The organism is Streptomyces vilmorinianum, assembly GCF_005517195.1.
GTDB lineage: Bacteria > Actinomycetota > Actinomycetes > Streptomycetales > Streptomycetaceae > Streptomyces > Streptomyces vilmorinianum.
On record NZ_CP040244.1, the window covers coordinates 1416081 to 1437831 of the forward strand.

15 protein-coding genes are annotated in these 21751 nt (G+C 71.1%); 13 read left to right on the forward strand and 2 right to left on the reverse strand.

Annotated features, from left to right (window positions below; genetic code table 11):
• Nucleotides 1–94: 94 nt before the first annotated feature.
• The 7 genes from FDM97_RS06660 (at nucleotide 95) to galE (ending at nucleotide 9883) form a co-directional block, all read left to right on the forward strand.
• Nucleotides 95–874 carry a TIGR03936 family radical SAM-associated protein gene (locus tag FDM97_RS06660; protein WP_137989328.1) on the forward strand — a complete coding sequence of 260 codons (780 nt, stop codon included), beginning with the start codon at nucleotides 95–97 and terminating at the stop codon, nucleotides 872–874.
• 234 nt (nucleotides 875–1108) lie between these two features.
• The gene (locus FDM97_RS06665) at nucleotides 1109–4792 is read left to right on the forward strand and encodes an Rne/Rng family ribonuclease (protein ID WP_137989329.1); all 3684 of its coding nucleotides are present in this window, start codon (nucleotides 1109–1111) and stop codon (nucleotides 4790–4792) included.
• 249 nt (nucleotides 4793–5041) lie between these two features.
• Nucleotides 5042–5362, forward strand: a complete 321-nt coding sequence (gene rplU / locus FDM97_RS06670; RefSeq protein ID WP_114036861.1) for a 50S ribosomal protein L21 — start codon at nucleotides 5042–5044, stop codon at nucleotides 5360–5362.
• A 14-nt stretch (nucleotides 5363–5376) separates the two neighbouring features.
• Nucleotides 5377–5631, forward strand: a complete 255-nt coding sequence (gene rpmA / locus FDM97_RS06675; protein ID WP_010041940.1) for a 50S ribosomal protein L27 — start codon at nucleotides 5377–5379, stop codon at nucleotides 5629–5631.
• Between the two features lie 117 nt (nucleotides 5632–5748).
• Complete coding sequence (gene obgE / locus FDM97_RS06680; protein ID WP_137989330.1) at nucleotides 5749–7188, forward strand: GTPase ObgE; 1440 nt, start codon at nucleotides 5749–5751, stop codon at nucleotides 7186–7188.
• A 62-nt stretch (nucleotides 7189–7250) separates the two neighbouring features.
• The gene (locus tag FDM97_RS06685; protein WP_137989331.1) at nucleotides 7251–8876 is read left to right on the forward strand and encodes a glycosyltransferase family 2 protein; all 1626 of its coding nucleotides are present in this window, start codon (nucleotides 7251–7253) and stop codon (nucleotides 8874–8876) included.
• A 20-nt stretch (nucleotides 8877–8896) separates the two neighbouring features.
• Complete coding sequence (gene galE / locus FDM97_RS06690) at nucleotides 8897–9883, forward strand: UDP-glucose 4-epimerase GalE (protein WP_137989332.1); 987 nt, start codon at nucleotides 8897–8899, stop codon at nucleotides 9881–9883.
• 87 nt (nucleotides 9884–9970) lie between these two features.
• Here galE and FDM97_RS06695 read toward each other — a convergent pair whose 3' ends face one another.
• Entirely contained in the window at nucleotides 9971–11149 is a 1179-nt protein-coding gene (locus tag FDM97_RS06695) for a glycosyltransferase family 4 protein (RefSeq protein WP_137989333.1), read from the reverse strand.
• Nucleotides 11150–11172: 23 nt separating this feature from the next.
• Nucleotides 11173–14019, reverse strand: coding sequence for a bifunctional glycosyltransferase/CDP-glycerol:glycerophosphate glycerophosphotransferase (locus FDM97_RS06700; protein WP_137989334.1), 2847 nt, complete (start codon nucleotides 14017–14019; stop codon nucleotides 11173–11175).
• Between the two features lie 423 nt (nucleotides 14020–14442).
• Here FDM97_RS06700 and FDM97_RS06705 point away from each other — a divergent pair, with 423 nt between their 5' ends.
• From FDM97_RS06705 to FDM97_RS06730, 6 genes are all read left to right on the forward strand, one after another.
• Nucleotides 14443–16965: a YfhO family protein gene (locus FDM97_RS06705; protein ID WP_254705521.1), complete on the forward strand. Its 2523-nt coding sequence runs from the start codon at nucleotides 14443–14445 to the stop codon at nucleotides 16963–16965.
• On the forward strand, nucleotides 16962–17975 hold the full coding sequence (locus tag FDM97_RS06710) for a glycosyltransferase family 2 protein (protein ID WP_137989335.1): 1014 nt from the start codon (nucleotides 16962–16964) through the stop codon (nucleotides 17973–17975). The genes FDM97_RS06705 and FDM97_RS06710 overlap by 4 nt, the downstream gene beginning before the upstream one ends.
• Entirely contained in the window at nucleotides 17975–18412 is a 438-nt protein-coding gene (locus FDM97_RS06715) for a GtrA family protein (RefSeq protein WP_137989336.1), read from the forward strand. Before FDM97_RS06710 ends, FDM97_RS06715 begins: the two co-directional genes overlap by 1 nt.
• A gap of 125 nt (nucleotides 18413–18537) precedes the next feature.
• On the forward strand, nucleotides 18538–19665 hold the full coding sequence (gene proB / locus FDM97_RS06720; RefSeq protein WP_137994697.1) for a glutamate 5-kinase: 1128 nt from the start codon (nucleotides 18538–18540) through the stop codon (nucleotides 19663–19665).
• A gap of 153 nt (nucleotides 19666–19818) precedes the next feature.
• The gene (locus FDM97_RS06725; RefSeq protein WP_137989337.1) at nucleotides 19819–20301 is read left to right on the forward strand and encodes a hypothetical protein; all 483 of its coding nucleotides are present in this window, start codon (nucleotides 19819–19821) and stop codon (nucleotides 20299–20301) included.
• 116 nt (nucleotides 20302–20417) lie between these two features.
• Nucleotides 20418–21701: a glutamate-5-semialdehyde dehydrogenase gene (locus FDM97_RS06730; RefSeq protein ID WP_137989338.1), complete on the forward strand. Its 1284-nt coding sequence runs from the start codon at nucleotides 20418–20420 to the stop codon at nucleotides 21699–21701.
• The last annotated feature ends 50 nt before the right edge of the window (nucleotides 21702–21751 follow it).

Below are 21751 nucleotides of genomic sequence, written 5' to 3' on the forward strand. Positions count from 1 at the left end.
TTTCGAGGGCGGCGCGCCACCCGCGCCCGCCCCGCACCGAGGAGAAGAACCACTGGGCAAGCGACAGCCCGAAGGCCCGCCGCCCGCACCGGCGGTGCAGCGCATCCGACTGCGCTACACCAAGCGCGGCCGCCTCCGGTTCACCAGCCACCGTGACTTCCAGCGCGCGTTCGAGCGTGCGCTGCGCCGAGCCGAGGTGCCCATGGCGTACTCGGCCGGCTTCACCCCGCACCCGAAGGTGTCGTACGCCAACGCCGCCCCCACGGGTACGGGCTCCGAGGCCGAGTACCTGGAGATCGCCCTCACCGAGACGAGGGACCCGGAGCACCTGCGGGCCCTGCTCGACGAGTCGCTCCCGGCCGGCCTCGACATCACCGACGCCGTCGAGGCCCGGACCTCGGGACTCGCCGACCGGCTCACCGCCTCCGTGTGGGAGCTGCGGCTCGACGGTGTCACCGTCGAGGACGCCGAGAAGGCCGTAGCGGCCTTCCTCGCGGCCGAGACCGTGGAAGTACAACGCAAGACCAAGAACGGCATCCGCACCTTTGACGCCCGCTCGGCCGTCGCCGGCCTCGTCGCAGCTCATCCACAGGGTGATAGGCCGCTGGACAATGCCTGTGCGATACTGCGCCTGGTTGTTCGGCACGTGACACCTGCCGTACGACCCGACGACGTCCTGTCCGGTCTCCGAGCTGTGGCCGACCTGGCGCCGCCGGTCCCCGCAGCGGTGACCAGGCTGGCGCAGGGGCTCTTCGACGAGGAGTCCGGCACGGTGACCGACCCGCTCGCGCCCGACCGCGAGGCAGTCACGGCCGCTCCACCCACGGCCGCCGCGACCGCCTCAGCGACGGCGCCGGGTGCCGGTACCGCGTAGGGAGCGGTCGTTGTAGCGCAGCCCTGGCACTCGGGAGCCACCTGGGTCGGGCAGCGCACTGACCAGGAGACTTTCGCCAGGCCGTACGCACAACGCGTACGGAACCGGCGAGCCAGACATCAGCTCCCGTGCGGCGCCCGCGCCCCGGACGGCGGCACCGCGCATCTCGCGCGATCGTGCCGCCGGACCGGAACAAGGCGCGGCGCCCGGGGGCGTGACGGGAGAACCGCCCGCATGCTCGAGCAGCACGAAGAAAACACGGACAACAACAACGCACCTGGTGACAAGCTGCCGCCGCGCCGCAGGCGCCGAGCGGCTTCCCGTCCCGCCGGTCCGCCGGTGGCGGCGGAGGTCACCGACACCGTGGCCGAGGTCGTCGTGGAGACGCCGGCCGCCACGCCGGAGCCTGCCGAGGAGCCCGCGCCGCGTACGCGTCGCCGCGCCACCCGTAAGGCCACGGCCCCGGAGCCGGTCGCCGAGGCCGCCCCGGCCGTGGAGGAGGCTCCGGCCGAGGAGCCCGCCCCCGCTCGTACGCGCCGTCGTGCGACCCGTAAGGCCACCACGCCGGAGCCGGTTGCCGAGACTGTCGAGGCCGCCCCGGTCGTCGAGGAGGCTCCGGAGGCTCCGGTCGAGGAGCCCGCCCCCGCTCGTACGCGCCGTCGTGCGACCCGTAAGGCCACGTCCCCCGAGCCGGTCGCCGAGGCCGTCGAGGCCGCCCCGGTCGTCGAGGAGGCTCCGGAGGCTCCGGTCGAGGAGCCCGCCCCCGCGCGGACCCGCCGTCGTGCGACCCGTAAGGCCACCTCCCCGGAGGCCACCGTCGCGGCCGGCGAGAGCCTGCCCCAGGAGACGGTCGCACAGATCACCGCCGAAGAGGCCGAGCCCGAGGTCGTCGCCGCGGAGAAGGCCGCCACCCGCGGCCGGACCCGCCGCCGCGCCACCGCTCCGCAGTTCACCGCCGAGCCGGTTCCCGCCCCGAAGGCCGAGGAGGAGGCGCCCCGCGCCCGCCGCGCCGCGCGTCCCGCCGTCGCCGTCTTCCAGGCCCCGGTCTTCACCGAGCCGATGTTCCAGACCCCGGAGACCGCGGCTGCCGCCGCTGCCGCCGAGGCCGCGGAGCCGGAGGAGGAAGAGGAGACGGTCGAGGCCGTGGAGGCGGTCGAGGAGATCGTCGAGCGTCCCGAGCCCGCCGGCCGTCGCCGTCGCCGCCGTCGTGGCGAGCCCGCCGCCGAGCCCGTCGCCGTCGAGCCCGTGCCGGCCACCGTGGCCGACGAGCCCGAGGTCGAGGCCGAGGAGCCCGAGGCGGAGGCCGAGGAGGCCGACGAGTACGAGGACCGTCCGTCCCGCCGTCGCCGCCGTGGCGGCCGTCGCCGTCGCCGCGGTGAGCTCGCCGAGGCGGAGGAGACCGAGGAGACCGAGGAGTCGGAGGAGGCCCGCGCCGAGGACGAGGAGTCCGAGGAGGAGGGCGAGGAGTCCGACGAGTACGAGGGCGGCACCCCGTCCGCCGCGGGCACCAGCAGCTCGCGCCGTCGTCGCCGGCGCCGTCGCCGCAGCGGTGACGCCGGCCCCGAGGCCGAGGCGGGCGAGGAGGACGGCGTCCGTACGGTCGTCAAGGTCCGCGAGCCCCGCCCGGCCCGCGAGAAGGCCGAGCCGTCCGACGAGGTCCAGTCCATCAAGGGCTCGACCCGCCTGGAGGCGAAGAAGCAGCGCCGCCGCGAGGGCCGCGAGCAGGGCCGCCGCCGCGTCCCGATCATCACCGAGGCCGAGTTCCTGGCCCGCCGTGAGGCCGTCGAGCGCGTCATGGTCGTCCGCCAGAACGGCGAGCGCACCCAGATCGGCGTCCTGGAAGACAACGTGCTCGTCGAGCACTACGTCAACAAGGAGCAGGCCACCTCGTACGTCGGCAACGTCTACCTGGGCAAGGTCCAGAACGTCCTGCCGTCGATGGAGGCCGCCTTCGTCGACATCGGCAAGGGCCGCAACGCCGTCCTGTACGCCGGTGAGGTCAACTTCGAGGCCCTCGGCATGGCCAACGGGCCGCGCCGCATCGAGACCGCCCTCAAGTCCGGCCAGTCGGTCCTCGTCCAGGTGACGAAGGACCCGATCGGCCACAAGGGCGCCCGTCTGACCAGCCAGGTCTCCCTGCCGGGCCGTTACCTCGTGTACGTCCCCGAGGGCTCGATGACCGGCATCAGCCGCAAGCTCCCGGACACCGAGCGCGCCCGGCTGAAGACCATCCTCAAGAAGATCGTCCCCGAGGACGCGGGCGTCATCGTGCGCACCGCCGCCGAGGGCGCGAGCGAGGACGAGCTGCGCCGTGACGTCGAGCGTCTGCAGGCGCAGTGGGAGGAGATCCAGAAGAAGGCGAAGAACGGCGGCAGCTCGAACGCGCCTTCCCTTCTCTACGGCGAGCCGGACATGACCGTCCGCGTCGTCCGCGACATCTTCAACGAGGACTTCTCGAAGGTCATCGTCAGCGGCGACGACGCCTGGGAGACCATCCACGGGTACGTCAACCACGTCGCCCCGGACCTGACCGACCGCCTGTCCAAGTGGACGAGCGAGGTCGACGTCTTCGCGACGTACCGGATCGACGAGCAGCTGATGAAGGCGCTGGACCGCAAGGTCTGGCTGCCGAGCGGTGGCTCGCTGGTGATCGACAAGACCGAGGCGATGATCGTCGTCGACGTCAACACCGGCAAGTTCACCGGCCAGGGCGGCAACCTCGAAGAGACCGTGACGAGGAACAACCTCGAAGCGGCCGAGGAGATCGTGCGCCAGCTGCGCCTGCGCGACCTGGGCGGCATCGTCGTCATCGACTTCATCGACATGGTCCTGGAGTCCAACCGCGACCTGGTGCTGCGCCGCCTCCTGGAGTGCCTGGGTCGTGACCGGACCAAGCACCAGGTGGCCGAGGTCACCTCGCTGGGCCTGGTCCAGATGACCCGTAAGCGGGTCGGCCAGGGCCTGCTCGAGTCCTTCTCCGAGACCTGCGTCCACTGCAACGGGCGTGGCGTGATCGTGCACATGGAGCAGCCGACCGCCCCGGGCGGCGGTGGCGGTGGCAAGCGCGCGAAGAAGCGTGGCCGTGGCGGTGCCGAGCACGTCCACGAGCACGAGGTCGCCGAGGCCGTCGAGGCCCTGGAGGCCGCGGAGGTCGAGACCGAGGCCGAGGTGGCCGCGGAGATCGCCGCCCCGGTGGCCGTGGAGGAGCCCTTCCGCCCCGACGAAGAGCTGTACAGCAGCGCCGCCGAGGCCGAGGCCGCCGCCACGCGTGGCCGTGGCCGCCGCCGGGCGACCCGCAAGGTGTCCGCCCCGGCCGGTCCGCCGGTCGCCGCGGCCCCCGCGCCGGTCGTCGAGCCCGAGGTCGTGGCCGAGGAGCCGGAGCCGGTCGTCGAGGCGCCGGTCGTCGAGGAGGCCGCCCCGGCTCCCCGTACGCGCCGCCGTGCCACCCGCAAGGCGACGGCCCCGGCCGGTTCGCCGGCCGCGGCGGAGCCCGTCATCGAGGTCCCGGTCATCGAGGCCGAGCCGGTCGTGGTCCCCGAGACCCCGGCCGAGCCGGTCGCCGCGGCGCCGGTCGTCGAGGAGGCCCCCGTGGCCGCCCCGCCGAGGGCGCGCCGCCGTGTGGTCCGTAAGGTCACCGCTCCCGCCGGCTCCCCGGCCGGCGCCGCGGAGGCCGCCGTCGTGGTGGTCGAGACCCCGGCCGCCGAGGCACCCGCCCCCGAGGCACCCGCCGCGGAGGCCGAGGCCGAGACCGAGGCTGCCGCCCCGGCCAAGAAGACGGCCGCCCGCAAGACGGCCAAGAAGGCCACCGCGAAGAAGGCCGCCACCAAGAAGACGACGGCGGCCAAGAAGACCGCGGCGAAGAAGACGACTGCGAAGAAGGCCGCCGCCAAGAAGACGGCCGCCCCCGCGCAGGACTGACCTGGCCGGTGCGGGCCGTCCCGTCGCGGACGGCCCGCACCGCCCCGGGGGAGTCACCCGAATTTGACCCCCTGTGGCACCGGCCCGTAACCTTGACCGTCGGCGTGTCGTATGGCCCGCCAAACCCCTGAGCACCCTCCTCCCGGTCTGCCGGGAGAGGCCGCTCGTCCACTTCCGGATCACCGCGGGCCCCGGCCCGTGTGAGCGGCTGGCATCAGGGGTCCGTTCCCGAGTGAGAGAGAGATCCGCGTGTACGCCATCGTGCGCAGCGGTGGTCGCCAGCACAAGGTTGCTGTCGGCGACATCGTTGAGGTTGACAAGATTTCCACTGCCAAGGTTGGCGACACGGTCGAGCTCTCGACCCTGCTCGTTGTCGACGGCGACGCCGTGACCAGCGACCCGTGGGTTCTGGCCGGTATCAAGGTCACGGCCGAGGTCGTGGACCACCACAAGGGCGCGAAGATCGACATCCTTCGCTACAAGAACAAGACCGGCTACCGCCGTCGCCAGGGCCACCGCCAGCAGTACACGGCGATCAAGGTCACCGGCATCCCCACGGCTGCGAAGTAAGGGACTGAGGAGAGATGGCACACAAGAAGGGCGCATCGTCCACTCGGAACGGTCGCGATTCCAACGCTCAGCGGCTCGGCGTGAAGCGCTTCGGCGGTCAGGTCGTCAACGCCGGTGAGATCCTGGTCCGCCAGCGTGGCACCCACTTCCACCCGGGCGCGGGCGTCGGCCGCGGCGGCGACGACACGCTGTTCGCGCTGCAGGCCGGTTCGGTGCAGTTCGGCACCCACCGTGGCCGCAAGGTCGTGAACATCGTTCCGGTCGCCTGATCGGTTCTTTCGCGGAGGCGGACCTCACTTCCCGTAACGGGAAGCGGGTCCGCCTTTCGCGTGTTACTAGATAGACATTCCACCCTGTAGTACCCCGTTAACTGGAGGCACAGAACCATGACCACCTTCGTGGACCGCGTCGAGCTGCACGTCGCCGCGGGTAACGGAGGCCACGGCTGCGCCTCCGTTCACCGGGAGAAGTTCAAGCCGCTCGGCGGCCCGGACGGCGGCAACGGCGGCCGTGGCGGCGATGTGATCCTGGTCGTCGACCAGTCGATCACCACGCTCCTCGAATACCACCACTCCCCGCACCGCAAGGCGACCAACGGTCAGCCCGGCGCCGGCGACAACCGCTCCGGCAAGGACGGCCAGGACCTCGTCCTGACCGTGCCCGACGGCACCGTCGTCCTCGACAAGCAGGGCAACGTCCTCGCCGACCTGGTCGGACAGGGCACCACCTTCATCGCGGGCCAGGGCGGCCGTGGCGGCCTCGGCAACGCCGCGCTGTCCTCCGCCCGCCGCAAGGCCCCGGGCTTCGCGCTCCTCGGCGAGCCGGGCGAGGCGCGGGACATCGTCCTGGAGCTGAAGACCGTCGCCGACGTGGCGCTGGTGGGCTACCCGAGCGCCGGCAAGTCCTCGCTCATCTCCGTCCTGTCGGCCGCCAAGCCGAAGATCGCGGACTACCCGTTCACCACGCTCGTCCCGAACCTGGGCGTCGTCACCGCCGGCTCGACCGTCTACACGATCGCCGACGTGCCGGGCCTGATCCCGGGCGCCAGCCAGGGCCGCGGTCTGGGCCTGGAGTTCCTGCGCCACGTGGAGCGCTGCTCGGTCCTCGTCCACGTCCTGGACACGGCGACGCTGGAGTCCGACCGTGACCCGGTCACCGACCTCGACGTCATCGAGGAGGAGCTGCGGCAGTACGGCGGCCTCGACGACCGCCCCCGCATCGTCGTCCTCAACAAGATCGACATCCCGGACGGCCAGGACCTGGCGGACATGATCCGTCCGGACCTGGAGGCGCGCGGCTACCAGGTCTTCGAGGCCTCGGCCGTGGCCCGTACGGGTCTGAAGGAGCTCTCCTTCGCCCTGGCCGGCATCGTGTCCAAGGCGCGCGCGGCCAAGCCGAAGGAGGAGTCGACCCGGATCGTCATCCGCCCGAAGGCGGTCGACGACGCCGGCTTCACCGTCACCTACGACGAGGCCGAGGACGTGTACCGGGTGCGCGGCGAGAAGCCGGAGCGCTGGGTCCGCCAGACCGACTTCAACAACGACGAGGCCGTCGGCTACCTGGCCGACCGTCTCAACCGCCTCGGCGTCGAGGACGAGCTCATGAAGGCGGGCGCCCGCGCGGGCGACGGCGTCGCGATCGGCTCCGAGGACAACGCGGTCGTCTTCGACTGGGAGCCGTCGATGATGGCCGGCGCCGAGATGCTCGGCCGCCGCGGCGAGGACCACCGCCTCGAAGCCCCGCGCCCGGCCGCTCAGCGCCGCCGTGATCGCGAGGCGGAGCGCGACGACGCGCAGCGCGAGTTCGACGAGTTCAACCCCTTCTAGGGGTTGTCCCGCGGTGGGGAGCGGCCGGCCGGTGCGGTCGGCCGCTCCCGTAGGATCTCGGTGTGAGTAGCGCCCCCCCATCCACGGTAGAAGGCAAGCTCGGCGTCGTCGTCATCGCGTACAACGACGAGGAGCTGGTCGGCGACGCCATCCGCTCCGCGCTCGGCCAGGGGCCCGTGGTCGCGGAGGTCGTGGCCGTCAACGACGCGTCGAGCGACGGTACGGCGAAGGTCCTGGACGAGCTGGCCGCGCTCCACCCGCGCGTGCGCGTCGTGCACCGTACGGAGAACAGCGGCGGCTGCGGCACCCCCCGCAACGACGGGATCCAGGCGGTCACCGCTCCCTATGTGATGTTCCTGGACAGCGACGACATCCTGCCCGAGGGCGCCGCCGAGGCCCTGGTGACGGCCGTCGAGCGCCACCGGACCCCCGTCGCCGTCGGTGTCTGCGTCCGTCGCGAGCTGCCCGAGGGCCGGGACGTGCGCTGGCAGCCCGCGCTCTACCAGGAGCCGGCCCTGCTCGAGACCGCGGCCGACCTCACGCCGCTCGTGCACGACACGCTCTGCGTCAACAAGATCTACGGCCGCTCCTTCCTCGACGAGCACGGCATCCGCTTCCCCGACGGCCGTTTCGTCTACGAGGACTTCCTCTTCACCGCCCGCGTCCTGGCCGCCGCGCCGCGCGTCGCCGTGATCCCCGACACGGTCTACGTCTGGCATGTGCGCCGCGCCGCCGCCCAGCTGTCGATCTCCCTCGACCGGCAGGGCGTCGCCAACTGGCAGGCCCGGATCGCCGCCCATCGCAAGGCCGTGGAGACCTTCGAGGAGGCGGGCCGCGCCGAACTCGCCGCCGCCTGCCGCACCAAGTTCCTCGAACACGATCTGCGCCTGTACGCCCGCGAGTTGAGGCTGCGCGGAGCCGAGTACCAGGCCGAGTGGTGGAAGCTGACCCGGGAGCACCTCAGGACGTTCGGCGAGGGCGAGCTCGCCGCGGCGAACGTGCCCGCCCGCTGGATGGCCCGGTTCGTCCTGGCCGCCGAGGAGCCGCAGGACCTGCTCCGGCTGTCCCGGCTCGCCGCCGAGCCCGCCCGGCTGCTCCCGCCGTACACCCGGAGCGAGGACGTCGCCGTCTGGTCCCTGGACCTCCCCGGCGCGGAGCTGGACGGCGTGGACACGCTGCCGCTCGACGAACTCCCGGTGGTCGTCGACGCCGGTCTGGGCACCGGCGCGGGCGGCGAGCTGCGGTTCACGGTCCGTGATCTGTACGGCCGGCTCCGTACGGCCGGTCCCCGCACCGCCCAGGTCGCGTTCCTGCCCCGGGGCTCGGACGAGCCCGTCCGTACCGAGCAGGCCGAGCTGAGCGAGGTGGAGGGCGGCTGGACCGCCAGCGTTCCGGCCCGGCTCACCGGCCTGGCCCGCGCCGGCCGCCGCCGGGGAAACAGCGGCACCCAGCTGTGGGACATCCGGATCACGGTGACCTGCGCGGACGGCGAGTCCTTCTCGACCGCGCTGCGACTGCCGGACGACCGGCAGCGACGGTCGGTCATGCCGAGCAGCCGGTACGGTGTATTGCTGGTGCAGCAGTACACCACGGCGAACGGTTCGCTCGCCGTGCGGATCGCACCCGGCGCCCGTGACGGGCTCCGGGCGGTCAGGGCCAGGCTCCGTCGGCTCTCCCGCAGTTCTTAGCGAAAGGGATTTGGGGCGTTATGACTTTTCTGATCACCGGTGGCGCCGGATACATCGGTTCGCACGTGGTCCGCGCCATGACGCAGGCGGGCGAGCGGGTCGTCGTCCTCGACGACCTGTCCACGGGATACGCGGAGCGGGTCCCGGAGGGTGTGCCGCTGGTGGTCGGTTCGACCCTGGACCGTGACGTACTGGACCGGACCATCGCCGAGCACGGTGTCACCGGTGTGGTCCACCTCGCGGCGAAGAAGCAGGTCGGCGAGTCCGTCGAGAAGCCGCTGCACTACTACCGGGAGAACGTGCAGGGCCTGACCGTCCTGCTGGAGGCGGTGGCCGCCGCCGGCGTGCGTACCTTCCTCTTCTCCTCCTCGGCCTCCGTCTACGGCATGCCGGACGTCGACCTCGTCACCGAGGACACGCCGTGCCTGCCGCTGAGCCCGTACGGCGAGACGAAGCTGGCCGGCGAGTGGCTGGTCCGCGCCGCCGGCAAGGCCCACGGCATCTCCACGGCCTGCCTGCGCTACTTCAACGTGGCGGGCGCCGCGACCCCCGAGCTGGCCGACACCGGGGTCTTCAACCTGGTCCCGATGGTCTTCGAGCGGCTCGACGCCGGAGAGGCCCCGCGGATCTTCGGCGACGACTACGCCACCCCCGACGGCACCTGCGTCCGCGACTACATCCACATCGAGGACCTCGCCGACGCCCACCTCGTCGCCGCGCGCAAGCTGGCCGAGTGGGCCGCCGCCGGTGAGCCGCGCGATCTGACGGTCAACATCGGCCGTGGCGAGGGCGTCTCCGTCCGCGAGATGATCGACCTGATCAACGAGATCACCGGCCACTCGGTCGCCCCCGTCGTCACCCCGCGCCGCCCCGGCGACCCGGCCCGGGTCGTCGCCTCCGCGGAACGTATCGCCTCGGAGCTGGGCTGGAAGGCCCGTCACGACGTCCGCGACATGATCACCTCGGCGTGGGCCGGCTGGGTCGCCCGCCGTGGGGTGTCCGCCTGACCGGCTGACCCCGGACCGTACGTACGAAGAAGGGAGGACCGCCGGTCACCGGCGGTCCTCCCTTCTTTCGACTCCGACGCGCGCGTGTTAGCGGTCGAGCAGGGTGAAGAGGTTCTCCCAGCGGGCCACGATCTCGTCCGTCGAGTAGCGCTGGATGTCCACGCGGGCGGCCTCGCCCATGCGGTCGCGCAGCTCCTTGTCCGAGATCAGCTCGTCGAGCCTGCGCGCGAACTCACCGGTGTTGCCGGGGGGCACGATGAGGCCGTTCTCGCCGTCCGTGATGATCTCGCGGACACCGGGAGCGACATCGAAGGCGACACACGGCACGGCCGTGGCCATGGCCTCCATCAGGGCGAGCGGGAAGCCCTCGCCGCGGGAGGACAGGGCGAACAGCGAGCTGTCCTTCAGGGCGCCGGGGACGTCGCTGGTACGCCCCATCCACTCGACCGAGGAGGTCAGCCCGAGCCGGTCGGCCTGCTTCTTCAGCGCCGCTTCCTCCTCGCCGGAGCCGTAGACGCGCAGGGTCCAGTCGGGGTGCCGGGGCGCGACCTCGGACCAGGCGTCGAGGAGCAGGTCGACGCCCTTCTCCTCGTGCAGCCGGCCGATGCTGACCACGACCTTGGCCGTGCGCGGTGACGGCTCGTCGGGGAAGAACGGGAGGGGGTTCGGCATGGCCCCGACGTGGTCGAAGCGCTGCCGGATCCAGAGGTCGGCGTCCTCGCGGGTCAGCGCGAGCATCCGGTCGACGTCCTTGTAGTACTGCTTGACCCGCTGGAAGCGGGACGAGTTGCGGCATGTGTGGAAGGACTCGTGGCTCATGCCGACCACGCGCAGCCCCGAGGTGTCCGCGAGCGCGACCCACTCCATGGCCCAGACCTGCGTCACGATGACGACGGATCCGGGGCGGGCGGAGCGGAAGATCGCGGTGAGCTTCGCGGCCTCCCGGCGCATGCCGGCCTCGCGCGAGGCCCTGCGCCGGCGCTCGACGAGGTCGAGCTTGCCCTTGATGCCGCGCAGCGGCTTCAAGGACGGCGGGTGGACGTCGTACAGCGTCGTCGTCCGGTAGGGCAGGTCGTCACCGAGGTCGGCGCGCCGTCCTTCCGGGGCGGGGACGATGCCGACCACGTGGACCGCGTGCCCGCGCTCGCTGAAGAGCCGGGCCATCTGGTGCGACCAGCTGGTGATACCGCCGAGCTCGTCGACACTGTTCGAGACGAGGATGATGTCCCGGGTCCTGGTCTCGGTGTCCACGTGCTGTGCGGTCATCGTCGTACTCATCACCTTGGTCATCAACGGCTCCAGCGGGAGAAGAACTGGTCGACGATGGACCGCGCGGCGTTGCCCTGGTCGTGCTCGCCGAACTCGGCCACGAAGCGCTTGCGGGCGTCGCAGAACTGCCGGCCCTCGGACTCGAGGTTCCGTACGGCGGCGTGCAGCTCCTCCTCCGTCCGGAAGACCGGGCCGGGCGCGTGCTCGAGCAGGTCGAAGTACGTGCCACGGTCCTCGTGGACGTAGTTCTCGTAGTCGTACGTGAAGAAGAGCATCGGCCGGTCGAGCAGCGCGTAGTCGAACATCACGGAGGAGTAGTCCGTGATCAGCGCGTCGGCGAGCTCCATCAGCGGCATCACGTCGTGCTCCGACGAGACGTCGATGATCTTGCCCTCCACGTTGGGCGGGAGCACCACGTGGTTGAAGTAGTGCGCGCGCACCAGCAGGACGAAGCGGTCGCCGAACTCCTCGGCGAAGCGCTCCACGTCGAAGGGCAGGGCGAACTGGCTGGCCTTGCCCGAGGTGCGGAACGTCGGCGCGTACAGCAGGACGGTCTTGTCCGCCGGGATGCCGAGCTTCTCGGCGAGCGGTCCACGCTCGCGCTTGCCGCGCTCCTCCTCGCGCTGCCGGGCCTGCACCAGCACGTCGTTGCGCGGGTAGCCGGCCCGCAGCAGCGTGCTGTCCTTCAGCCGGAAGGCCTTGGCCAGCGTCCGCACATCGTGCTCCGAACGCACCAGGAAGTGGTCGAAGCGGTCGAGGTGCTTCTGCTGGGCCTCCTGCTGCTGCCGGGTCTGCGCCTTGAGCTTGGGCTGGTCGAAGCCCATCTTCTTGAGCGCGGAACCGTGCCAGGTCTGGATGTACGTCGTCTCGGGGCGCTTGGCCAGCCGCAGCGGATAGCTCTGGTTGTCCACCCAGAACTCCGCACGGGCCAGGGCCTTCAGATACGGCAGCGACCAGCGCCGTACGAGCGTGGCGTCCTTGGGGAAGTCCTTCGGGCTGCCCGTGTACGACCAGACCGCCTCGAAGTCCAGGCCCTGCCGGCGCATCTCCTCGTAGATCGCGCGCGGGCTGTCGCTGTACTGCTTGCCCAGCTGGCTCTCGAAGACGACCGTCCGCTTCTTGACGGGCAGCCGGCTGTAGACCTCGTGGTACAGCCGCAGCTTGGTCTCACCGGAGGTGAGGGTCTTGCGCAGCTCCTTGGCGCGGCGGTAGCCGGACTTGGCGATCTGCCCGGGCTTGCCGTGCAGCCCCCGCTGGACGAGCTCCTCGATCCGGTCGCTGTCGCCCTTGGCGGAGACGAGACGGAAGGCGAGGTGGCCCTTGGCGGTGGGGTGAGGCTCTATGTGGTCGCCCACCAGTCGCGTCAGCCGTGGCTTGACGGGGAGGGCCCCGCTGCCCAGGTCGTCCTGCTCGACGGTGAGGCGGGTCTGCGTGCGCACCCCGTTCACGTGGAGGATGACGCGGACGTCCCACACCGAGTCGATGATGCCCAGGGGCCGCAGCTTGGAGCTGATGTCGGCCTGGGTCTCCCAGTGGATGGTCTCGCCGTCGTGGCGCAGTGACGTGACCGGGAAGAGGAACGTCTGCAGGCTGCGGCGGCGGGCCCGGAACTCCAGCTCGGCCTTGAGCGTGTCGCCGGGCTTGACGATCTGAAGCGGGTTGGTGATCCGGCCGGCGAGCCGCGCGGTGCCGTCGGACTCCCCGTACTCGGTGAGCTCGTTGCGCAGGAACAGCTTGTTGATCGGCTTCTGGTGGTAGCCGAGGTCCGTGACGTCGAGCACCTCGCGGCCGAACTCGTCGTCGAGGTGCTCGGCGCACCAGTAGACGCGGCCGTCGCGCTGGGCGAGCGGGGAGGAGAGCTTGTCGCGGTGGATCAGGGTGTCCACGGCGGGCAGCAGGTTGTCCCAGTCGCCCTTCTCCAGGAGGTACGCGCAGATCGCCTGGATCTTGGAGGCCTTGGCGTACGCCTCACGGTTCAGGCCCTGGAGGTACGGCCGGGAGAGCTCCTCGAACTCGCGGCGGTAGGCCTCGTCGCGGAACGGAAGATCACGCAGATGAAGGACCAGGTCGTGCTTGAGGAACTTGACGTCCTTGGCGGCCCGCATCTCGTCCAGACCGTGCTGGTCGAGGAGCGCGTCGATACGGCGGTGGATCTCCAGCCGGTGCTGGTAGTTCACCATCTCGTGCCGGCTGTTGGTGACCGACTTGACCTTGGCCTGCTCGTAGACGTGCCAGAAGTAGACCTGGTTGGGGATGAGGGTGATCTTCTTCGCCGCGAGGTAGGCGTCGGCGATGAACATCAGGTCCTCGTAGAACATCCCCTTGGGGAAGCGGAGCTCGTTGTCGACGAGGAAGTCGCGGCGGTAGCACTTGTTCGTGGAGAGCGTGTCCCACACGAACAGGTCGGGGAGCTCGGTGACCGAGTCCAGGGTGCGCGTCGTCGAGTAGAGCCACGAGTACCACTCGTTGCGCTTCTCCTTGTGGGTGTCCTTGGTGAGGCGCACGCAGAGGCCGGAGACCATGTCGGCCCCGGTCTCCTCGGCGGCCGAGACCATGTTGCGGCAGGCGTTCAGCTCCAGGACGTCGTCACTGTCGAGGAACATGACGTACCGGCCCCGCGCGTGGCCGATGCCGACGTTGCGGGGCTCACCGCCCGCACCGCTGTTCTCGGGCAGCTGGTAGGCCCGGACCTGCTCCGGGTGGGCGGCTGCCAGTTCCTGGGCGACTTCGAAGGTGCGGTCCTTGCTGCAGTCGTCGACGATCACGACTTCAACACTCTGCAGTGTCTGGTCCAACACCGATCGCACGGCCGTCGGGAGACGCTCTGCGTCGTTGTAGGCGATGACGATCACTGAGACGTCAGGCACTGGCACCTCGATCCACTTGTCTTGCGCAGGCTGCCACAACGGTACCTCGCGTTCACTTTCCGACGGTCCGATGGTTTGGGGAGGCGTCCGGGCCGGGGTCCGGGCCTTGTTGATCGGGGCACGCCTCGATCGGATTCGTCGATTTTAGAGGGCAACCCTTTCGGCTCCGTGCCCGTCTAGCAGATGCACACACATGAGGTCATAACCTATTTGTGCATAAATGGATGACGGAAAGTGACGGACAGGACGAATGCTGACCTTGCGGGACATTCAGGGGGCGGGGGGCGCCCGGGAGCTCGGTGCCCAAGGAAGGCCCTCGTGCTGAATCCCTCGATGGAGACGGACGCTCACCGGCGGGGGGTCGGTTCCGCTCGGCAGGTGAAACGGACCACACCCGAGTCCCGAAGACGCCGAAGAGCGCGGTTGGCCGCGCCCTTGTTCGCCGCCGTCGTGTCCATGAGCGCGTACTGCCTGGCCATGGCGATCCAGGGGACGTACCCCTTCGGCGGCCGGTCCCGCGCGGTGAATGATCTCGGCAACCAGTTCGTGCCGTTCCACGCCCATCTCCGGGACCTGATGCACGGCGACGCGAGCGGCGACCTCGCGTTCAACTGGTCCAGCGCTTACGGCACGCCATTCCTCGCCGACTTCTTCACCTATTTGATGAACCCGTTCTCGTGGCTGGTCGGGGTCTTCCCCCGGGACGCCGTCGAGTTCCCTGTGTTCCTCGTCACCTTGTTCAGCCTCGGGCTCGCCTCGGCGTTGATGACCGTATTCCTCGGCCGTATCCACGAGGGCAGTCCCTGGCTGCGCGCGCTGCTCGCCGTCGGCTTCGGCCTGAGCGCCTGGATGATCTCGGACGGCTTCTCCGACCCCATGTGGATGTGGGGCCTGGTCGCCGTCCCGGTGATGGGCATCGCCTACGACTGGTGCCTGGGCCGCCGGCGCTGGGTGCTCGGCGCCCTCCTCGTGACCGTCTGCTGGGCCGGCAACTTCTACACCGCCGCCATGGCCACCATCGGCATGGGCCTGGTCCTGCTCGTACGGGTGCTGCTGGACGAGCGCCCCGCCGGGGAACGCCTCCGCGTCCTGGCGCGCGCCGCCTCCATGACCCTCACCGGAGTGCTGCTGGCCGCGCCCGTGCTCACGGTCAGCCTCAAGGCGAGCAAGCTGTCCCAGCCCGCCCCCGAGGCCCTCTACAAGGGGCCGCCGCCGATCAACGGCTACCTGGCGCACCTCTTCCCCGGCGGGCTCGTCGGACGCGTGCCCCACATCTCCGTCGGCATGCTCTGCCTGCTCCTCGTCGCGACCTACCCGTTCATCGCCCGGGTGCCGCTGAAGGAACGGATCGCCTGGCTGGGTCTGACCGCGGCGGTGGCCGCCTCCCTGGTCTGGAAGCCCACAATCCTGCTCTGGCACGGCCTCGCCATGCCCAACGGCAGCCCGTACCGCGCCTCGATCGCCCTCACCGCCGTGCTCGTGTGCGTCGCCTGGCTGGCGCTCGCCCGCCGGCCCCGCCCCGCGGAGCTGCTCCGCGGCGCCGCCATGGTCCTCGTCCTGGCCGCGGGTGTGAGCACCACCACGTACATGAACCGGGGGCACGGCCCCTGGATCCTCGCCGCCGGCGGACTCGTCTTCCTGGCTCTGCTCCTCGCGCTGCACCGCTTCGGGCAGGACCGCAGGGTGCGCCGGGGTCTGACCGTCGCTCTGGCCGGAGCCGTCTTCCTCTCCTCGATGTACACCGTCCTGTCCACCACCCAGATCCGCGACGCGATGGCCTGGTGGAAGCCCAAGCGCACGTACGACCGCCAGTCGCTCGCCGCGTACGAGCAGCTGAAGGCGGCGGACGCGTGGCCCGCGAGCCGTACCGACCCGGGCCCGCACGCGTTCGCGAGCAACGACCCCATGCTGCTCGGCGGGCAGGGCGGCGGCTACTACAGCAGCTATCTGCCCGCGACGACCGCCGAGACCCTGCAGGGGCTCGGTGCCGGCTGGTTCATCGAGGGGCGGCACACGCGCAGCTTCAACGACCCGGTCAGCCGCGCGATCATGGGCGTGAGCAGCTACCTCGTCAAGGACGCCGGCCCCGCCGGATTCGTCCAGCGCACCGCCTCCGCACCGCCCCTGGTGACGCTGCGTCCCGCCGGGACACCCCTCGCCGGCACCATCCGTGACGCCGGCGTCTTCGCCCGCCAGGAGCGGGTGCTGGGCGCCCGGCTCTACGAAGTGCCCGCGTTCGTGCGAAGCGGCCACGGCAACAGCGACGGTGGCGGCGAGGGCGACGGCGACCGTACCTCCGGCAAGGACGGCGGCACGTCCGGCAAGGGCGGCGGCACGGCCACGCGCTACACCGCCGTCTGCACCCCGGGCACGGAGGCCTACTGGCACGCGCCCTGGCTGAGCGGGAAGGTCGAGGCGCTCGGCAGGACCGTCAAGGCCAACGGCAAGCACCCGATGACCAGCAACCCGCTGCTCTTCCTCGGGACCGTCCCCGCGGACGGCAGGATCGCGGTCACCCTCCGCACGGCCCAGGGCCACGTCATCCCTCAGAACCCCGTCGGCTGCCTCGACCGGGCGGCGCTCGACCGGGCCGTACGGCACCTGCGCGACACCGGCCCCGAGCGCGTCGAGGCCTCCGGCCACGGCATCAGCGCCACCTTCGTGCCCGGAACCACCGGCACCGCGGTCGTCTCGGTGCCCGCCACCTCCGGCTGGCAGTGCTCGGTCGACGGCGGCCCGGCGCGCACGCCCCGCACGCTGGGCGGGCTGATGGCCATCGAGCTGGGAGACGGCGCCTCGCAGCTGTCCTGCTCCTACCGCACCCCGGGGCTGCGGCTCGGCCTGGCGGCGAGCGCCGCGGCCGCGGCGCTGCTGCTGGGCGTCGCCGCGACCCACCTGATCCGTACTCGTACCCTTCGCTCGTCGTCCAGGAGTCAACGCTCATGATCAAGCTCTCCGTCGTTGTCCCCTGCTTCAACGAGGAAGCGGTGATCGACCAGTTCGACACCCGCATCCGCGAGGTCCTCGGAGCCCTGCCCGTCGAGTACGAGATCTGCTACGTCGACGACGGCAGCAAGGACGGAACGTTCCCGCGCCTGCGCGCCCTCGCCGCCGAGTTCGAGAAGGAGACCCGGTACGTCTCCTTCAGCCGGAACTTCGGCAAGGAGGCCGCGATGCTCGCCGGCCTGCGCGAGGCCAGCGGCGACGCCGTCGTCATCATGGACGCGGACCTCCAGCATCCGCCGGAGCTCATCGAGCGCATGCTGGAGCTCTACGAGCGGGGCCACGACCAGATCATCGCCCGGCGCACCCGCGAGGGCGACAAGAAGCTCCGCAGCGCGCTGAGCCGGCTCTACTACCGCGGCGTCAACAAGTGGGTCGACGTCGAACTGACCGACGGCGTCGGCGACTTCCGGATGCTCTCCCGCACGGCCGTCGACGCGCTGCTGTCGCTGCCCGAGTACAACCGCTTCTCCAAGGGCCTGTTCTCCTGGATCGGCTTCGACACCGTCACCTTCGACTACCAGAACGCCGCGCGCGAGGCGGGCGAGACGAAGTGGAGGTTCAGCTCCCTGCTCAACTACGGCATGGACGGGCTGATCTCCTTCAACAACCGACCGCTGCGCATCGCGATCTGGCTCGGTCTCGGGCTCACCGGCCTGGCCGCGCTGTACGCGATCTGGATCACCGTCGCCGCCCTCACCCAGGGCGTCAGCGCGCCCGGATACGTGACCCTCGTCGCGATCATCGTGGGTCTCGGCGGCGTCCAGATGATTATGCTGGGCCTGATCGGCGAGTACATCGGCCGCATCTACTACGAGACCAAGCGCCGGCCGCACTTCCTGGTCAAGGAGACCCACCGCTCCAAGACCCGCCGCCCGATCGCCGGCAGCGCCTACACCGCCGGCCGCACGGACGGCCGAGTCCGCGTGGTGGCCACCGAACGGGAGATGTGATGCGCGGTCAGCTCGGCCAGATCGTCCGCTTCGGCCTGGTCGGCGGGATCAACACGGGGACGTTCTACGGGTGTTATCTGCTGCTGCACCCCTGGATGCCGTACTTCGCGGCCTACTCCATCGCCTTCGTGCTGAGCATGATCGGCTCGTTCTTCCTCAACACGTACTTCACCTACCGCACCCGGCCCACCTGGAAGAAGTTCGCGCTCTTCCCGCTCACCAACGTCACCAACTACCTGGTGCAGAGCGTCGGCCTCTACGCGCTGGTCACGTGGGCCGGGATGGACGACCGGATCGCGCCGCTCGTCGCGGCCGTCGTCGCCATCCCGTTCACCTATCTCCTGTCGAGGAAGATCCTCGTGCCCGGCGGCCGGAAGGCGCGGAGCGGCGCCGACGGGGACGCCGAGGCCGCCTCGGACCCCGTCGTCACCCGCTGACGGACGACCTCCGCCGACCCCGCCCGTCCGTTCCATCCACCGGAATGGGCGGGCGGCGGCCGTCCCGGCTCGCGTAGATTGCGCATGACATCCGAATGAGGACGACGCAGGTGACGGCGGTACAGGTGACAGTGGCAAGGCAGTACGTGACGGAAGCCCGCAGGATCGTCGTCAAGGTCGGCTCGTCCTCACTCACCACCGCCTCCGGCGGCCTCGACGCCGACCGGGTCGACGCCCTCGTCGACGTCCTCGCCAAGGTCCGCAGCGGCGGCGAGAAGGAGATCGTGCTGGTCTCCTCCGGCGCCATCGCCGCCGGTCTCGCGCCGCTCGGCCTCACCCGCCGCCCCAAGGACCTCGCCCGCCAGCAGGCCGCCGCCAGCGTCGGCCAGGGCCTCCTCGTCGCCCGCTACACCGCCTCCTTCGCGCGCTACGGCGTCCGGGTGGGACAGGTGCTGCTCACCACCGACGACACCAGCCGCCGCGCCCACTACCGCAACGCCTACCGGACCCTCGACCAGCTCCTCGCCATGGGCGCCCTGCCCGTCGTCAACGAGAACGACACCGTCGCCACGGACGAGATCCGCTTCGGCGACAACGACCGGCTCGCCGCCCTCGTCGCCCACCTCGTCCGCGCCGACCTGCTGGTCCTGCTCTCGGACGTCGACGGGCTCTACGACGGCGACCCGTCCAAGCCGGGTACGTCGCGGATCGCGGAGGTCGCAGGACCCGAGGACATCTCACATGTCGAGATCGGGTCCGCCGGCAAGGCCGGGGTCGGCACCGGCGGCATGGTCACCAAGGTCGAGGCCGCCCGGATCGCCGCTGCCGCGGGCATCCCCGTGGTCCTCACCTCCGCCGTCCGCGCCGCGGACGCCCTGGCCGGCCGCGACACCGGCACGTACTTCCACCGCACCGGCCGCCGCTCCGCCGACCGGCTGCTCTGGCTGGCCCATGCCTCCACCCCGCAGGGCCACCTCACCCTGGACGAAGGAGCCGTACGGGCCGTCGTCGAGGGGAAGAAGTCGCTGCTCGCCGCCGGGATCGCCGCCGTCGAGGGGGAGTTCGTCGCCGGCGACCCGGTGGAGCTGCGCGACACCCACGGCCGGGCCGTCGCCCGCGGGCTCGTCAACTTCGACGCCAAGGAGATCCCCCGGATGCTCGGCCGCTCCACGCCCGAGCTCGCCAGGGAGCTCGGCCCGGAGTACGACCGGGAGGTCGTCCACCGGGACGACCTGGTCGTCGTCCAGCCCTGATCGAGGCGGTGCGGGGAAACGGCTGAAACTCCGGCCATCCGGTAGAGACCTTTACCAAAACCGCCCCACGTGCCGCCCCGGGCTGGTCAACTTTGTCTCGGGGGTAAGACAAGGCGGGGCACAGCACCACACGCATCAAACAGGAGGCCGCCGGTGAGACGAGCGCGCCCAGGGGCACCGCCCCGCGGGACTGCCGAACGCGCCCTGACCAGTGTCGAGGCCGGAGCCGACTTCGACGAGGGCCAGGACACCGAGACAGCTGAGGCACGCAGCGAGGAGCAGCGGGTGGTGGTCGCCTCGAAGCTCTGGCACATCACCCTCAGCGTCTCGGGGGCCGAGACCCCGCTGAAGGAGGTCAGGCGTGGCCTCGAGCAGCTGGCCCACGACCATCCTTTCCTGCTGACCAGTCGCTATGCCAATGATCACGCGGAGATCCGCTACTGGGAAGAGGCCCGTGACCTGCACGATGCCGCGGCGGTCGCGCTGCGGCTGTGGGGCGAGCACCGGCAGAGCGCCAAGCTGCCGCCCTGGGAGATCGTCGGCCTCGAGGTCATCGACCGTGAGACGTACCACCAGCGCATCGCCGAGGGGTACGGCCCGCCGCCGGCCGCCCCGGTGGGCGTCCACCCGTACTGAGCGCGGGCGCGGGTCCGGACGAATGCTGAGCGCGGGCGCGGGTCCGGACGTCGGGAGATGTCTCGGAGTACGGGATACGTGAGGGATGTCCGCAGAGGTGCCAGTACCCTGCGGGCATGACCTCGCTCACGCCCCTCGACAACCTGTCCCCGGTCGCCCGGGCCGCCTACCGCGCCCGCGCCGCCGCCGCCGAAATCGCGCCACTTCCGCGCGCGGCCAAGGACGACGCCCTGCTGGCGATCGCGGACGCCCTCGAGGTCCGCACGGCCGAGATCGTCGAGGCCAACGCCGAGGACGTCAGCCGCGCCCGCGAGGCCGGGACCAGCGAGACCGTCATCGACCGGCTCACCCTCACCCCGGAGCGGGTACGCGCCATCGCCGCGGACGTCCGTGACGTGGCCGCGCTGCCCGACCCCGTCGGCGAGGTCGTCCGCGGCTCGACCCTCCCCAACGGGATCGACCTGCGCCAGGTCCGCGTCCCGCTCGGCGTCGTCGGCATCATCTACGAGGCCCGCCCCAACGTGACCGTGGACGCGGCCGCCCTCTGCCTGAAGTCCGGCAACGCCGTCCTGCTGCGTGGCTCGTCCTCCGCGTACGCCTCCAACACCGCCCTGGTGAAGGTCCTGCGCGACGCCGTCGGAGGCGCCGGCCTGCCCGCCGACGCCATCCAGCTCGTGCCCGGCGAGTCCCGCGAGTCGGTACGGGAGCTGATGCGGGCCCGCGGCCTGGTCGACGTCCTGATCCCGCGCGGCGGCGCCTCCCTGATCCGTACCGTCGTCGAGGAGTCCACCGTCCCCGTCATCGAGACGGGCACCGGAAACTGCCACGTCTACGTGGACGCCCAGGCCGACCTCGACATGGCCGTCGACATCCTGATCAACTCCAAGGCCCAGCGGCCCAGCGTGTGCAACGCCGCCGAGACCCTCCTGGTCCACCAGGACATCGCGGACGCCTTCCTGCCCCGGGCCCTGGCCGCCCTGGCCGACGCCGGTGTCACCGTCCACGCCGACGAGCGGGTCCTCGCCCACGCCGAGGGCTCCAAGGCCACCGTCGTCCCCGCGACCCCGGAGGACTGGGAGACCGAGTACCTCTCCTACGACATCGCCGCCGCCGTCGTCGACTCCCTCGACAAGGCCGTCGAACACATCCGGCTCTGGTCCTCCGGCCACACAGAGGCCATCGTCACCACCTCGCAGGCCGCCGCCCGCCGCTTCACCCAGCTGGTCGACTCCACGACGGTCGCCGTCAACGCGTCCACCCGTTTCACCGACGGAGGCCAGTTCGGCTTCGGCGCCGAGATCGGTATCTCGACGCAGAAACTGCACGCACGCGGGCCGATGGGCCTGCCGGAGCTGACCTCGACGAAGTACATCGTCACCGGCGACGGTCACACGCGGTAACCCCCGATTCCCCCGTTCGGCCCCGCTCCCGCGGGGCCCCGGGACCCCGG